Origin of the sequence: Deferrivibrio essentukiensis (assembly GCF_020480685.1) — a bacterium.
GTDB classification, from domain to species: Bacteria; Chrysiogenota; Deferribacteres; order Deferribacterales; family Deferrivibrionaceae; genus Deferrivibrio; species Deferrivibrio essentukiensis.
The window spans coordinates 92,057-106,747 of sequence record NZ_JAJAFU010000005.1 but is presented as its reverse complement, the minus strand read 5'-3'; the positions used below and the strand labels follow the sequence as shown (position 1 = coordinate 106,747).

Annotated in this window: 16 protein-coding genes; 12 read left to right on the top strand and 4 right to left on the bottom strand. The window is 32.7% G+C overall.

Translation table 11 applies throughout. The features are described from left to right. Positions 1-3: 3 nt before the first annotated feature. The 12 genes from LF845_RS04340 (at position 4) to LF845_RS04285 (ending at position 10,891) form a co-directional block, all read left to right on the top strand. Positions 4-429 carry a transcription antitermination factor NusB gene (locus tag LF845_RS04340; protein WP_242819778.1) on the top strand — a complete coding sequence of 142 codons (426 nt, stop codon included), beginning with the start codon at positions 4-6 and terminating at the stop codon, positions 427-429. After that, positions 426-809 (top strand): hypothetical protein, encoded by a 384-nt coding sequence (locus LF845_RS04335; RefSeq protein WP_242819777.1) that lies wholly within the window; start codon positions 426-428, stop codon positions 807-809. Before LF845_RS04340 ends, LF845_RS04335 begins: the two co-directional genes overlap by 4 nt. After that, positions 809-1,060, top strand: a complete 252-nt coding sequence (locus LF845_RS04330; RefSeq protein WP_242819776.1) for a DUF4911 domain-containing protein — start codon at positions 809-811, stop codon at positions 1,058-1,060. The genes LF845_RS04335 and LF845_RS04330 overlap by 1 nt, the downstream gene beginning before the upstream one ends. A gap of 9 nt (positions 1,061-1,069) precedes the next feature. After that, a complete protein-coding gene (locus LF845_RS04325; protein ID WP_242819775.1) occupies positions 1,070-1,990 on the top strand; it encodes a 3'-5' exoribonuclease YhaM family protein in 921 nt (306 codons plus the stop codon). 16 nt (positions 1,991-2,006) lie between these two features. Beyond that, positions 2,007-3,242 carry a uracil-xanthine permease family protein gene (locus LF845_RS04320; RefSeq protein ID WP_242819774.1) on the top strand — a complete coding sequence of 412 codons (1,236 nt, stop codon included), beginning with the start codon at positions 2,007-2,009 and terminating at the stop codon, positions 3,240-3,242. Beyond that, the gene (gene upp / locus LF845_RS04315; RefSeq protein ID WP_242819773.1) at positions 3,239-3,877 is read left to right on the top strand and encodes a uracil phosphoribosyltransferase; all 639 of its coding nucleotides are present in this window, start codon (positions 3,239-3,241) and stop codon (positions 3,875-3,877) included. Before LF845_RS04320 ends, upp begins: the two co-directional genes overlap by 4 nt. Before the next feature lie 6 nt (positions 3,878-3,883). Continuing rightward, positions 3,884-4,552, top strand: coding sequence for a DUF502 domain-containing protein (locus tag LF845_RS04310; protein WP_242819772.1), 669 nt, complete (start codon positions 3,884-3,886; stop codon positions 4,550-4,552). Beyond that, entirely contained in the window at positions 4,542-5,357 is an 816-nt protein-coding gene (gene aroE / locus LF845_RS04305) for a shikimate dehydrogenase (protein WP_242819771.1), read from the top strand. Before LF845_RS04310 ends, aroE begins: the two co-directional genes overlap by 11 nt. An 8-nt stretch (positions 5,358-5,365) precedes the next feature. Further along, the gene (gene pilB, locus LF845_RS04300) at positions 5,366-7,060 is read left to right on the top strand and encodes a type IV-A pilus assembly ATPase PilB (protein ID WP_242819770.1); all 1,695 of its coding nucleotides are present in this window, start codon (positions 5,366-5,368) and stop codon (positions 7,058-7,060) included. 11 nt (positions 7,061-7,071) lie between these two features. Continuing rightward, positions 7,072-8,166, top strand: a complete 1,095-nt coding sequence (locus LF845_RS04295) for a type IV pilus twitching motility protein PilT (protein ID WP_242819769.1) — start codon at positions 7,072-7,074, stop codon at positions 8,164-8,166. Next, positions 8,166-9,374: a type II secretion system F family protein gene (locus LF845_RS04290; protein WP_242819768.1), complete on the top strand. Its 1,209-nt coding sequence runs from the start codon at positions 8,166-8,168 to the stop codon at positions 9,372-9,374. Before LF845_RS04295 ends, LF845_RS04290 begins: the two co-directional genes overlap by 1 nt. A gap of 260 nt (positions 9,375-9,634) precedes the next feature. Further along, on the top strand, positions 9,635-10,891 hold the full coding sequence (locus LF845_RS04285) for a two-component system sensor histidine kinase NtrB (RefSeq protein WP_242819767.1): 1,257 nt from the start codon (positions 9,635-9,637) through the stop codon (positions 10,889-10,891). Here the strand turns inward: LF845_RS04285 and LF845_RS04280 are convergent. From LF845_RS04280 to fusA, 4 genes are read right to left on the bottom strand one after another with little or no spacing between them, the layout of a single operon-like run. Then, positions 10,877-11,200, bottom strand: a complete 324-nt coding sequence (locus LF845_RS04280) for a MerR family transcriptional regulator (protein WP_242819766.1) — start codon at positions 11,198-11,200, stop codon at positions 10,877-10,879. The two genes, LF845_RS04285 and LF845_RS04280, sit on opposite strands and share 15 nt — an antisense overlap. Continuing rightward, positions 11,193-11,468 carry an integration host factor subunit alpha gene (locus tag LF845_RS04275; protein WP_242819765.1) on the bottom strand — a complete coding sequence of 92 codons (276 nt, stop codon included), beginning with the start codon at positions 11,466-11,468 and terminating at the stop codon, positions 11,193-11,195. The genes LF845_RS04280 and LF845_RS04275 overlap by 8 nt, the downstream gene beginning before the upstream one ends. 56 nt (positions 11,469-11,524) lie before the next feature. Further along, a complete protein-coding gene (locus LF845_RS04270) occupies positions 11,525-12,406 on the bottom strand; it encodes a hypothetical protein (protein ID WP_242819764.1) in 882 nt (293 codons plus the stop codon). Positions 12,407-12,444: 38 nt separating this feature from the next. Continuing rightward, positions 12,445-14,526, bottom strand: a complete 2,082-nt coding sequence (fusA, locus tag LF845_RS04265; protein WP_242819763.1) for an elongation factor G — start codon at positions 14,524-14,526, stop codon at positions 12,445-12,447. Positions 14,527-14,691: the final 165 nt, after the last annotated feature.

Below are 14,691 nucleotides of genomic sequence, written 5' to 3'. Positions count from 1 at the left end.
AACGTGAAAAAACAATTTAGAACCATAATTAGGGAACATGTATTTAAAATGATTTATCAATATGAGCTTTTAGGTGATAGCTATAATACTGTGCCTAAAACCTATTGGTTAAGTGAAGAAGAAAATAATAAGAATGTTGTAAATGAAGCTAATGAACTCTTCTTAAACATAGCTAAAAATAAAGATTTATTGGATAACCTGTACAAAGATAAGTTAAAAGACGGCTGGACTTTTGAAAGGATCGGGATTATCGAAAAATGTATATTGAGGGCAGCTCTATATGAACTTCTCAATACTAAAACGCCTATCTATGCAATAAATAATGACTATGGCCAGATTGCAAAAAATTATACTGATGATAAGATAGCATCATTTATAAGAGGGATAATTGCTGCCGTTGAAGAAGAGGAAAAGGTGAAGAATAAATGAACTTAAAGGAAATCTATAAGGTTGATTTTTCTCCAATTAAACCTTTAAATGAGTTTCCTGTTTTTATTGATTACGATTTTCAAAAAAGAATACCAAGAGGTCTTTCTATTCTTTTGGATATTTTTTATAGTAATTTTGTTTATGATACTATAAATTCCTTTGAAAAAATAACTGAGCCTGTTTTCATAAAAAAGCAAAGTTTTTTTTTGCCTGAAGGATTTTTTTTAATCGATTTTAAAAATGTAAATACGCATAGTTCAATTATAAATTTCATAAATTCCTTGAAAAGCGATTCAGTCTATTTTGAACATAGCGATTTGCTAAATAATGATTTTCTTAATTTTATAAATAAAGACGTTTATTTATTGGAGTTTGTTTAATGAACTTTGAAACTGTAAAGATAAAATTTAAAATAAATATCAAAGACATTGTGTATATAAACAGTATAATTGATTCATATGAGGGTGTCGGTATTGTTAGAACTATTGATCCTGATATGGGTCTGGTAGCTGTTTATACAAATGAGTTTATGAAGAAATATATGTATGATATCTTGGATGCTTTGAAAGCTGAGGGGTTTAGTATTGATAATATTGAAGAAGAAAAAACCGAGTGTGTTGATAAATGGTAAGGAGTAAGGATGGAATTAAGTATTAATAAGAAATATTTGATATTTGAGCTTGTTAAAAGTTTTACAAAAGATGATAGACCTTATATAAGAGTCGTACTTTTAGATTCAAAAGGGGAACAATATAATGGAATAATGTTTGACAGCAATAAATTAGATTTTGAGCCTGAAAAAGGGGACATTGTAGAAATAAGTGGCAGTTTACAAAACTATAATGGACAAATGCAAATAAAAATTAACAATATGTTAAAAGGCTCAATAGATGATCTTTACGACTTTTTACCTAAGTCAAAATATGACCCTGACTTAATGCTCAACGAATTGATGGATATTGTTTATAAAAACTTGGATTGCGAGTATACGATAAAGTTAATGGATATGTTTTTTAATGATGACGCTACAATAAGACAATTTATAAAACATCCTGCAGCTAAAAATGTCCATCACGCATATGTAGGCGGACTCTTGGAACATACTTTATCTGTAGTAAAGCTTGCTATCATTTTATCGGATTATTACTGTGAGCAAGTGGATAAAAATATTTTAATTGCAGGAGCTATTTTTCACGATTTAGGAAAGATTTATGAGCTTGATATTACCAAAGGGTTTGATTATACCGACTCAGGAAAGCTTCTTGGACATTTAATATTAGGAATAGATTTGGTAAGAGGATATATTTCAAAAATCGAGAGTTTTCCTGAAAGTAAAGCTAATCTTATACTGCATCTTGTTGCAAGTCATCATGGTTATATTGAATTTGGAGCTATCAAAAAACCAAAAACCTACGAAGCTTTAATACTACACCATATTGATGATTTGGACGCAAAAATTAATAATTTTGGTATATTGTTTGAAAAAGATAAAGTACAAACAGGTTGGAGTAGCTACGATAGATTGTTAGAAAGACAAATTTTTAAACATAAAGACAACTAAATCAATGAGGTGAACAATGACTGAAGTCACGGGTTTTAAGAAAGTAATTTTGGGAGTGCAAATGCTCTTTGTCGCATTTGGTGCTCTTGTTTTAGTACCTTTACTCACCGGTTTAGACCCTTCTATTGCACTTTTTACTGCCGGTTTGGGAACATTGGTCTTTCAGTTTATCACTAAATCTCAAGTACCTGTTTTTCTTGCCAGCTCTTTTGCTTTTATCGCTCCTATTCAATACGGAATGAAAAACTTCGGAGTATCCAAAACATTGGGTGCATTATTTTGTACCGGCTTTGCATATGTCATATTTAGTCTACTTGTCAAAAAAGGTGGCGTTAGGGCAATTGAAAAGTATCTCCCACCAATAGTTACCGGCCCGGTTATTATGGTAATAGGTTTAAAGTTAGCTCCTGTTGCTGTAAATATGGCCAAGAGCTTTGACGGCTCAGGAAATATGGATGGCAAAGCTGTTCTAATCTCTATGGTGTCTTTGATAACAGCAATACTTGTTGTAATGTACGGACGTAGAGTTTTAAGCCTGATCCCTATACTTAGCGGAATTATTGTTGGGTATTTACTTTCACTAATATTAGGTGTTGTTTCATTTGACCCTATAGTACAAGCTAAATGGTTTTCTATCCCTTGGGTTGAGGCAATGAAGTCGGGAAGTTTTGCAATTCCGACTTTTGATTTGGCTGCAATTATGTTTATATTTCCGGTTGCAATTGCTCCGGCTATTGAACATGTTGGAGATATTTTGGCAATCTCATCAGTTACAGGTAAAAATTACTTAAAAGATCCGGGCTTACACAGAACCTTGCTTGGAGATGGTATAGCAACCTCTGTAGCAGGAATTTTAGGAGGGCCCCCTAATACTACATATTCAGAAGTCACAGGTGCCGTTGCATTAACAAAGGCAACTGATGTAATTTATATGCGAATTGCTGCAATTACTGCAATAATTCTTGCTTTTGTAGGGAAATTAGGTGCTGTATTAAAAACAATTCCTGTGCCTGTAATGGGCGGAATATTGATTTTGCTTTTTGGTATGATAGCTGCTATCGGTATAGGCTCCCTTGTCAGGAACAAGGTAGATATGGCCAAATCAAGAAATCTTGTAATAGCTTCAGTAGTTTTAGTTATAGGTATTGGTGATATGGTTATCTCAATAGGCAAAGTCAGTTTAGGTGGTATAGGTCTTGCAGGTTTGGTAGGAATTGTGTTAAATATTATTCTTCCAGGAGATGAAAGATGAAATTACCGGAGAATTTTCAGGTAGTAACACACCCTCTAATTGAACACAAATTGACTTACATTAGAGATATCAAAACGAGTAAAAAGGAATTTAAAGAGCTTGTAAATGAAGTGGCTATGTTAATGGCTTATGAAATTACAAAAGATATGCCTCTTGAAGAGGTTGAGATTGAGACTCCTATATGCAAAACAGTATCTAAGGTATTGGCAGGTAAAAAGCTTGTCCTTGTTCCAATCCTTAGGGCAGGTATTGGCATGGTTGATGGAATTTTGAAATTAGTGCCTTCAGCCAGAGTGGGTCATATAGGTCTTTATAGAGATGAAACTACTTTGAAACCTGTATCTTACTATTTTAAAATCCCATCCAACTGTGAAGATAGGGATTTTATATTAATAGATCCTATGCTTGCTACAGGTGGCTCAGCCGTTTATGCGGCAAATATGCTTAAGGATGCAGGTGCTAAAAGTATAAAATTTATGTGTCTTATAGCTGCTCCTGAAGGTGTGGAAAAATTTTGCACTGCTCACCCTGATATAAAAGTTTTTGCTGCAGCCTTGGACGAAAAGTTAAACGAAAAAGGTTATATTGTACCCGGTCTAGGGGATGCAGGGGATAGATTATTCGGCACAAAATAGGTATATATGAAAAAATTTAGGGTATATATTAGAAATGTTTTTTTGGCAGGCATACTCACAGTATTGCCTGTCATTGTAACATACTTCTTTTTAAGTTTTATATTTAAAAAATTAACCGGGTTTTTGGTTCCCTATCTTGATTTAGCATCAGACTACTTTGAGTTTTATTTGACTGAAGCTCAAAAAGCATTACTTTCATTATCTTTACTAATCATAGCAATATTTTTTATTGGGCTATTTGCCAAAAATTATTTTGGAAAGCAAATTATTAAATTTTTTGAAATGATACTTTCTAAAATTCCATTAATCAGAGGGATATATTCTGCCACAAGACAGATTATAGATACTTTTCAATCCCCGACTGGCTCTAATTTTAAAAAAGTGGTTTTGGTTGAATACCCACGAAGAGGGATATACTCTATAGGATTTGTTACAAAGGAATCTTCCAACTTTTATAATTCAAAAATAGGGAAAAAATGCTCAAATGTTTTTATACCTACCACTCCAAATCCCACGTCCGGCTTTATTTTGATTATACCGAATGAAGATTTGGTTGAATTAGATCTTACCGTTGAAGAGGGTGTGAAATTTGTAATTTCTGCTGGTTTGCTTTCTCCCGAAAAAATAAGGGAGGAGCTTTCAAAAAATAAAGAAGTCGAAAAAAATGTACCATAATGCCGGCCTTATAGGACACCCTTTAAGTCATAGTATTTCCCCTTTAATTCATAATTATTTCTATCATAAGTCAAGAATAAATGGCGGTTACTGTTGTTTTGATGTTGACAAAAGTGAAATTGCCCAAATTATTCATATAATGAAAAAGTTTTACTTTAAAGGGTTTAACGTTACATTGCCCTACAAAACAGATATTATTGATTTTTTGGATGAAGTAGAATTTCAGGCTTCAAAGATTAACGCTGTAAATACTGTAAAAATTATCGATGGTAAATTGTTTGGGTATAACACTGATTTGTTTGGGATAGAAAAAACATTCGAAGATTTTAATATTGAAATTTTTAAAAAGAAAATCTTAATATTAGGCTCTGGAGGAGCCGCAAAACCTCTTTTTTATTTTTTAAAAGATAAAAATGCATATGTTGATATCGTAAATAGGACAGTTAAAAATACAGAAACGGTTTTAGAGCAATTAGAAATATATAATTTTAATAATTTTGATTTACTTTTTTTGAAAAAAAATAATTATTATGATATAATTGTAAATACCACATCAGTGGGGATAGATAAAAAGGAGTTTTTTGATATGAGCCATATTGATTGTGGAGAGTTTGCATTTGATTTTCAGTATTCAATAGATGGCTGCACACCCTTTTTAGATATTTATAAAAACAGTGTACCAAAATATACTGATGGACTTTTGATGCTGATTTATCAAGGTTTGAAAGCTTTTGGATTGTTTAATGATGTTAAATTGGAAATTGATATAAATGAATTAAAAAAATTTATTTTAAAGAAAGGTTAGGTGGATAAATGATTTCTTCTAAAATTGGTGCAATTTTATTAAGTGAAAATCTCATTACACAAGAGCAGTTGGAGAAGGCACTTGAAGTACAGAAGAAAGAGGGTGGAAGGTTGGGTTCTATCCTTATTAAACTTGGCTATGTGGATGAAAAAAAGATAGCTGAGTTTCTAAGTAAACAGTATAGTGTCCCTTATGTTGATTTATCAACTGTCCATGTTGAGCCAAAAATACTTAACTTAATCCCTAAAGATTTGTGCAGAAAGTTTTTAGTGGTACCATTTGACAGGGAAGGGCAGACAATTAAGGTTGCTATTGCTGACCCATCAAATGTCTACGCATTGGAAGAATTAAGATTTGTTTCAGGGTTTAATGTTAGAGCTTATGTTGCTGTTGAGTCAAGTATAAGGGAGTTTTTGGATAAACAAGTTGATGCTGAAGAGAAAGTTTTGTCAGAATTTGATGATCTTGATATTAGTGACCTTGAATTTGATGAAACTGAAGAAGAGGTTAGCCTGACAGAGCTAAAAAAAGAGGTAGAAGACGCTCCAATAGTTAAGCTTGTCAATTATATTTTAACTGAAGCTGTGAAAAGAGGGGCTTCGGATATCCACGTTGAACCATATGAAAAGGATTTTAGGGTAAGGTTTAGGATTGACGGCGTAATGCATGAATTTATAAGACCTCCCAAAAATATTAAAGATGCACTTACATCAAGGCTTAAAATTTTGGCAGAGCTTGATATTGCCGAAAGACGTCTGCCACAAGACGGTAGGATAAAAATAAAGCTATCAAATAAGACTATAGATATGAGGGTATCAACCCTGCCTGTGCTTTACGGGGAAAAAGTCGTTTTGAGGATTCTTGATAAATCAAACCTACAACTTGATTTGGAAAAGCTTGGTTTTGAGCCTGAATCTTTAAAAGTCTTTTTAAAAGGTATTGAAAGTCCATACGGTATGGTTTTGGTTACAGGGCCAACGGGTAGTGGTAAGTCTACTACTCTTTATTCTGCTTTAAGCAGACTTAATAAGGAAGATACAAATATTATGACTGCTGAAGACCCTGTTGAATATAATATATTTGGGATTAACCAGGTACAGATGAAAGAAGAGATAGGACTTAACTTTGCTGCTGCTCTTAGAAGCTTTTTAAGACAAGACCCTGATATTATTATGGTGGGGGAGATAAGGGACTATGAAACAGCAGAAATAGCAATTAAAGCTGCTTTGACAGGACACTTGGTTTTATCAACACTGCACACCAATGATGCACCAAGTACAATAAACAGATTGTTGAATATGGGAATAGAGCCATTCTTGGTAGCTTCATCCACTGTAGTAATATTAGCCCAAAGGCTTGCAAGAAAAATATGTAAAAATTGTGCCGAAAAAATTAAGCTTCCTCAAGAAGCACTTTTGACAGTTGGTTTCAAAAAAGAAGAACTAAATGATTTTACGCCATACAGAGGTAAAGGGTGTGATGCATGCAACGGCACAGGGTATAAAGGAAGGGTAGCACTTTATGAGGTAATGGGTGTAACAGACTCCATAAAAGAATTAATTTTAAGAGGCGCTACAGCAGCAGAAATAAAAGAACAAGCAGTAAAAGAGGGGATGCTGACTCTCAGAAGAAGTGGTCTTGAAAAAGTGAAGACAGGGCTTACTTCCATAGAGGAAGTAGTAAGGGTAACATTTGCAGATTAGAAGGGGGTAATATGTATTCATTACAGGATTTATTGCAAAAGATGATTGAGATGAACGCCAGTGACTTGCACCTTACCGTTGGTACACCGCCTGTATTTAGGGTGAATGGGGAATTGGTGAAAATTGAAGGGGAGAAACTTACACCAAATATAATTAAAAGTATGTGTTATAGCATTATGAGTGAAGCTCAAAAAAAGAGATTTGAAGAAGAGCTAGAGCTTGATTCATCTTTTGGGATAAAAGGGATAAGCAGGTTTAGGGCAAACTTTTTCATGCAAAGAGGAGCTGTTGCTGCAGCATTCAGAAAAATCCCTTATGAAGTATTGGGTTTCAGTGAACTTGGGCTACCAGAAATAATATCTACCTTATGTGACAAACCTCGTGGTATGGTATTGGTTACAGGGCCAACAGGTAGTGGTAAGTCAACTACTTTAGCTGCTATGATTGATAAAATAAATAGTGAAAAAAAAGTTCACATTATTACTATAGAAGACCCTATTGAATATTTACATCACCATAAAATGGCTATGGTCAACCAAAGAGAGGTCAAAGCTGACACCAGAACATTTACAACTGCATTAAAATATATATTGAGACAAGACCCTGATGTCGTTTTGATTGGTGAGATGAGAGACTTAGAGACTATTGAGGCAGCCCTAACAGTTTCAGAAACAGGTCACTTAACTTTTGGTACACTGCATACTAACAGTGCTATACAAACTATTAACAGGATTGTTGATGTTTTTCCTCCTCACCAACAGTCGCAGATTAGAGCTCAGCTCTCATTTGTATTGGAAGGAATTGTTTGTCAGCAACTTATTCAAAGGGCAGATAACCAAGGAAGAGTTGTAGCATGTGAAGTTATGATTCCCAATTCTGCAATAAGAAATTTAATTAGAGAGGACAAACTTCATCAAATTTATTCTATGATGCAGTCAGGGCAAAGTGAGCACGGTATGATAACAATGAGTCAGTCATTGTTTAATCTCTATTCAAAAGGTCTTATAACTTATGATGATGCGATTAATAAAGCTGTTTATCCTGATGAGGTAAGGCAAATGATTGATAGAGCAGGACTGAATAGAGGGAAAACCAGGAGGATTTGATGGGAAAGTATCTATATAAGGGTAAGGATGATAAGGGGAATTTTGTCGATGGAGTTATTGAAGCAACCAACAAAGAGGAGGCTCTAAGCACACTAAAAAGCAGAAGAGTAAATGTACAAGAATTAAAGTATGACTGGAAACATGTGGAACTTTCCTTTGGAGAAAAAATTACTGATGAAGATTTAGTTATTGCTACTAGGCAGCTTGCCACAATGATTAGTGCAGGTCTTTCACTTGTAAAAGCACTTGATATACTTGCGTCCCAATCATCTAAGAAGAAAATGCGCAACATGTTTGAAGATATTAAAAATCAAATTGAGCAGGGTGCACAATTTAATAGAGCATTACAAAAATATAAAAGGGTGTTTGGTGATTTATACATTAACATGGTTGCAGCTGGTGAAGCTGGTGGACTTTTAGACAACGTCCTTGATAGGCTTGCAATTTACATGGAAAAGGCCATATCGTTAAAGAGAAAAGTCAAAGCCGCTATGATGTATCCGTCGATAGTGCTTATTGTTGCAGTTGCTGTTGTATGGGGTCTACTTGTATTTATTATTCCTAAATTTAAAGAAATGTACGAAGGGTTTGGCGGCTCTTTGCCTGCACTAACTCAATTTACGATAAATCTAAGTGAATTTTTAGGTAGTTGGTACGGTGGTGGCGTTATCCTTGCGGTCATTGTGATTGCTTCAGTTACTATAAGTACCCTTTATAAAAGGACTGAAAAAGGAAAATTAGTAATTGATAGAATGTTATTGAGGATTCCAAAAATTGGTGATTTACTTAGGAAAGTGGCTGTAGCAAAATTTTCAAGAACGTTTGGTACACTTTTAAATAGCGGTGTACCTATTCTTGAAGCTTTGGACATTGTTGCAAAAACAAGTGGAAACAAATATATAGAAAAACATTTAATAAAAAGTAAATCAGACATTGAGCAAGGAAAAAATATTGTTTACCCTCTGGAAAAATCAGGCATTTTCCCGCCTATGGTAACGCAAATGATTTCTGTCGGAGAAGAGACCGGTGCTCTTGACCAGATGTTGTCAAAGATTGCTGATTTTTATGATGATGAGGTAGATAGAGCAGTTGAAGGACTCACTAAGATGATTGAACCTATGCTTATGTTAGTTGTCGGTGGCTCAGTTGGTTTTATTATTATTGCAATGTATTTACCAATCTTCAAACTTGGTGATGTTGTCCAATAAACTTTGGAACAAAATATATGATAAACAGTAAAACAAACAACCTTATCCTTTTGATAAGGTTGTTTTTATTTTTTTTAATCGTTTTTATTAACATTTTTTTGGGAAATTATTCAAGTGCCACAACACCTTTCTTTTTAAATCTCTCCATAGTAATAACAGTATTTTCTCTAATGATTTTTATTGGTCAAAATTTCATTAGCCAAGTGATATTACTTTATGTTCAAGGTCTTTTAGACTTATGTATAATTTCCTATTTAGTTATGATAACAGGCTTTTTTGACAGCCCTTATATTGTTTTTTACTCTATTGTAATAATTTATATGTGTTTTTTTGATGGATTTAAAGCTGGGATATTTACAATATTTATTTTTCTTATGACTTTCTCAGCATTTTCTATAACTATTTACCATAAAAGTAATCATGTTAATATCAATGAGTTTATTTTAAGAGCATTTCAATATGGATTCTCATTTATTATAATTGTGATGCTGACTTCGTATCTTCATAAAATTTATTCTGTAAAAAACAAGGAAAAGGAAGACATTGAAGAAAGATTTAAATACCTGGAAAAGCTGTATAAAAGTATATTAGACAACATTGACATCGGCATAATTTTAATGAGTAAAAAGGGGATTATAATATCTTGTAATATTGCTGGACTCAAAATTCTTGGATTTAGCGAAAGCATTATAGGTAAAAAGTTAAGTGATATTTTATCTATTAAAGCTGAGGATGAAATAATAATTTATAAAAACAAGTATTTGGGATATAAATTTCAACCATTTGTATACGATACAAACTTATCTGGCGAGCTTTTTATATTTCAAGATGTTACTGAAAAAGAAAATCTAAAATCAAAACTTCATGAACAGCAAAGGCTTGCAATACTTGGACAATTTTCAACAATAATTGCACATGAAATTAGAAATCCCCTTGGTGCAATAAAAGGGAGCTTGCAAATTATTAAAAAAGATGAGCATCCGAAGTCTAAACTTTTTAATATCATGGAAAGAGAAATAAGTAGACTTGACAATATATTAAATAACTTACTTATGGTTGTAAAAGAGTCTAAAATTACAAATGACAAAATTGATTTAAATTGTACAATTAGTGAATTTATTGAAGAAATTAACTATTACGGGCTTTTTGACGATTTAAAGATAAATTATAAATGCCAAGCCAATAACCCTAATGTTGTAATATCTACAGTAGAAGTTAGACAAATTATTTGGAATCTTATAATTAACAGTTTTCAAGCTAAAAGTGATGCGATCATCAATATTACACTAAAGGACATAGAATCTTCTATCCTATTGGTTTATGAAGATAACGGTCCTGGTATAAGTAGTGAGATTGCTGACAATGTTTTCAAACCTTTTTTCACTACCAAAAAATCAGGCACCGGACTCGGTCTTTATGTAGTAAATTCAATCTGTGAAAAATATGATATAAAGATAAAAATATATGATATTAGTGTTACTGGGGTAGGGTTTAAACTGGAATTATATTTCCCTTAATTTTTTCACAATTTCACTTAACTCTTCTTTCAAAAATTCCAAATCTAATTCCTTAGAACTTGGTTCACTTACGTTTTCTTCTTTAAGAAAACGTTTTGCCCCCTCAATTGTCATCCGTTTATTATACAATAGGTCTTTTATCTTATTGATAGCTTCGATATTTTTCTGAGTATAAAGCCTTCTTTTTGAAGTAGTCTTAAAGGGTCTAATCTCTTTAAACTCTTTTTCCCAAAACCTCAAAACAGAAGGCTTTAAGTCAGTGATTTCACAAACTTCACTTATTTTATAGTAAATTTTATTACTATGCATTTACCTCTTCTTTAAAGAGTTGGCTAGGTCTGAAAACCACTACTGTTCTAGGTTCAATAACTTTTTCTTCACCTGTTTTAGGGTTTCTACCAATCCTTCTGCCTCTTGTTTTAACATCAAAATTACCAAATCCTGATATCTTGATGTTATTTTTAGATAGAATTTCATCCCTCATTATTTCAAATACCCTGTCAACTACCGTAGAAATATCTTTTTTGGTAATACCTAAACCTTCATAAATCTTTTCAACTATATCAGCCTTTGTCATAATGCACCCCCGTATTATTTTAAATTTTAAAGCATTTTTTTTTTATCGTCAACATTTTAATTACTTTTTTTCAATATTTTTAATACTTTACCACTTATATTTATATTTCTGGCGTATATTTTAGCTTCATCTACACTATTAAAATTAGATATTTCTATGTTAAAGTAATTGATTTTAGCGTCTTTACTTTTAATTATAACTTTTTGAGATAACTTTTTTGCAAATATTATCGCTTCGTCTTTACTTTTAAATGTTTTGATTTTCTTGACTTCGTGTCCGCCGATATACTCTTTAGTGCCATTTTCTTGAACATAAACATCCCATGTTTTAGTATTTATAGTCCATCTCTTTGTAATTTTTATGGTTTTTCCTTTAATGTTTTTTAATAACAGGTTATACGTTTTATAATCAATATTTTCTATTGAAATTGTATAAAAAGGTTTAGTCGTATTTTTATCCTGTTTCTGCTCAGATATATTTTTTACGTGAGGTTTTGCCTTAGGAGCGGTTTTAACATTTTGAAGAGGTTGAACTGCTTTGCTATTTATTATTTTGTCTTTGTTAGTTGTTTTAGGTTCACTTTTTGTTGCTTCAGTATGTGTTTTGGCTGTATTTGCCTCATTTGTTGAAATATTATCATTTATATTTATTGTGCCTATAACTTTATATTCTGAAACAGCCTTATCTTTTTTGCTTGTATTATCCACAATAATATTTCCGGGAAATGTTTTAACTTTTTCTTCACCTTTAGGCTCTCTTAAAATAAGCATAGTCGTTACAATAATCGCTCCTATTAGCAGTATGGAGCCTGAAATTAAATATATCGTGAATAAACTAAACTTTTTCTTTTTATGAGGCTGTACTTCTACCGAATGCTCAATTTCATAAATTTCAGAAAAGCTTTTATTTAAATATTTTAATAGGTTGATTTCAATCATTACAATATAAAAAGGGGTGGGTTACACCCCTCTTAAAGTTAATCTTCATCCTTTTTATTTTCTTGAATAACTTTATCTGCAAGATGACTCGGTAATTCTTCATAGTGGCTGAATTCCATAGTAAATACGCCTCTACCACCTGTCATACTTCTTAAATCAGGAGCATACTTAAGTATTTCAGCCATAGGTACTTGAGCTGAAATATGTTGGCCGTTTGTCTGAGGTTCGACATTTAATATTCTTCCTCTTCTTGAATTAAGATCTCCTATAACATTACCTACTGAATCCTCTGGTACAAATATGTCCATATTCATAATAGGTTCCAAAAGAACAGGCTTGGCATCCATTGCCACCTTTTTGTAAGCCATAGATGCAGCAATTTTAAATGCCATTTCTGAAGAGTCAACTGAGTGATAAGAACCGTCATACAGTGTAACTTTAAAATCTACCATTGGATAACCCGCAATAACCCCTTCTAATGCTGCTTCTCTTATCCCTTTTTCTACAGCTGGAATATATTGTTTTGGGATAGCTCCTCCAACTATTTGGTCTACAAATTCAAAACCTTCCCCCCTTGGTAAAGGCTCAACTGTAATCCAAACATCTCCATACTGACCTCTGCCACCGGATTGTTTTTTATACTTCCCTTGTCCACTAGCTTTCCCTTTAATTGTTTCTTTATATGGAACTTTTGGAGTTTTTAAGTCAACTTCTACATTAAATTTTTTCTTAAGTTTTTCCACTACAACTTCGATATGCATCTGCCCCATACCGTTTAACAAAAGCTCCCCGGTTTGTTCATCTCTGGATACTCTAATCCCCGGATCTTCTTCCATCAGTCTATGCAGCCCGCTACTTACTTTATCTTCATCATCTTTTGATTTTGGTACAAGTGAAAAAGCAAGTACAGGTTCAGGTAAATCAACCGGTGTAACTTCAACCTGATATTTTTTATTACTGGTAAAGGTATCAAAAGATTCCGTATACTTTAATTTATTAACCATACCTATTTGACCTGCAATTAATTTGTCTACTTTTACAAAATTTTTACCTTGTAACAAATAAAGTTGATTTATTTTTTCGGTTTCATTTTTATTAACATTATATATTTCGCTATCACATGTTAGCTCACCTGAATACAATCTGATAATAGAAAGTTTTCCTGCAAAAGGGTCTATAAAAGTTTTAAAAACAAACCCCACTAACTCTTTATCTTGAGGATCAATAAATATTGTTTCACCTGTTTTTTTATCTATCGCTTCCCTTCTTTCCCTTTGAAGTGGTGAAGGGAGATAATTAATTATAGCTTCAAGTAAAAGTTTAGAACCTATATTTTTAGTTGCTGAACCGCAGATTACGGGTATAAATCTCTTTGAAATTGTACCTTCTCTCACACCTTTTAAGATTTCTTCCTCGGTAAACTCTTCACCTTCAAGAAATTTTTCAATTAAACTGTCATCAGTTTCACTTATAGCTTCAAGCAGCTTGTTTCTATATTCTTCAGCTTCATCTAACATATCAGCCGGAATATCTTCTACCTGAAACTCAGCAGTAGCATCACTTGGGTAAAGATAAGCTTTCATTTTGATTAAATCTATCAACCCTCTAAAGTTATCTTCTTTACCAATCGGGAGAAATATAGGTACAGGATTGATACCAAATGATTTTTCAATATCTGAAAGTGATCTGTAGAAATCAGCTCTCTCTTTATCCATTTTGTTGACAAAAATAATTTTAGCAAGGTCATATTGATCAGCAAATTTCCAAACTCTTTCTGTTTCTGCCTTAACACCAGTAATAGCACTGGCGATAACAACAGCTCCACCAACAGCAGAAAGTGCAGCTTTAGTTTCATGTAAAAAGTTTGAATATCCTGGAGTATCAACAATATTTAGCGAATATTTATTCCATTCAACAGAACAAACTTTACTGTTAATAGATATTTTTCTTTCAATTTCTACCGGGTCAAAATCCATAACGCTTGTTCCTGCATCAACACTACCTATCTTTTTTGTTACTTTGGCATTAAAAAGTATTGCCTCAATAAGACTGGTTTTTCCTGCACCACCATGTGAAATAAAAGCAACATTGCGTATTTTGTTGATATCAGTTACATTCATAGACGCCCTCCATCTTTGATTTAAGTAATTCTAACAAATAAAATTATCATTTTCAATCATTTGTAGAAAAATCTTTATTTTTTTTTCTATCTGCCTTATAACAACTGTATGTATTTACCTAAATATTAACTTTTAATTAATGGACTTTTCCTAAGTAAATTATAA

Excerpts from the sequence above, each read along its gene's own strand:
- LF845_RS04335 (WP_242819777.1), top strand. The coding sequence starts at position 426 with ATGAACTTAAAGGAAATCTATAAGGTTGATTTTTCTCCAATTAAACCT.
- LF845_RS04330 (WP_242819776.1), top strand. The coding sequence starts at position 809 with ATGAACTTTGAAACTGTAAAGATAAAATTTAAAATAAATATCAAAGAC.
- LF845_RS04325 (WP_242819775.1), top strand. The coding sequence starts at position 1,070 with ATGGAATTAAGTATTAATAAGAAATATTTGATATTTGAGCTTGTTAAA.
- LF845_RS04320 (WP_242819774.1), top strand. The coding sequence starts at position 2,007 with ATGACTGAAGTCACGGGTTTTAAGAAAGTAATTTTGGGAGTGCAAATG.
- upp (WP_242819773.1), top strand. The coding sequence starts at position 3,239 with ATGAAATTACCGGAGAATTTTCAGGTAGTAACACACCCTCTAATTGAA.
- LF845_RS04310 (WP_242819772.1), top strand. The coding sequence starts at position 3,884 with ATGAAAAAATTTAGGGTATATATTAGAAATGTTTTTTTGGCAGGCATA.
- aroE (WP_242819771.1), top strand. The coding sequence starts at position 4,542 with ATGTACCATAATGCCGGCCTTATAGGACACCCTTTAAGTCATAGTATT.
- pilB (WP_242819770.1), top strand. The coding sequence starts at position 5,366 with ATGATTTCTTCTAAAATTGGTGCAATTTTATTAAGTGAAAATCTCATT.
- LF845_RS04295 (WP_242819769.1), top strand. The coding sequence starts at position 7,072 with ATGTATTCATTACAGGATTTATTGCAAAAGATGATTGAGATGAACGCC.
- LF845_RS04290 (WP_242819768.1), top strand. The coding sequence starts at position 8,166 with ATGGGAAAGTATCTATATAAGGGTAAGGATGATAAGGGGAATTTTGTC.
- LF845_RS04285 (WP_242819767.1), top strand. The coding sequence starts at position 9,635 with ATGATAACAGGCTTTTTTGACAGCCCTTATATTGTTTTTTACTCTATT.
- LF845_RS04280 (WP_242819766.1), bottom strand. The coding sequence starts at position 11,200 with ATGCATAGTAATAAAATTTACTATAAAATAAGTGAAGTTTGTGAAATC.
- LF845_RS04275 (WP_242819765.1), bottom strand. The coding sequence starts at position 11,468 with ATGACAAAGGCTGATATAGTTGAAAAGATTTATGAAGGTTTAGGTATT.
- LF845_RS04270 (WP_242819764.1), bottom strand. The coding sequence starts at position 12,406 with ATGATTGAAATCAACCTATTAAAATATTTAAATAAAAGCTTTTCTGAA.
- fusA (WP_242819763.1), bottom strand. The coding sequence starts at position 14,526 with ATGAATGTAACTGATATCAACAAAATACGCAATGTTGCTTTTATTTCA.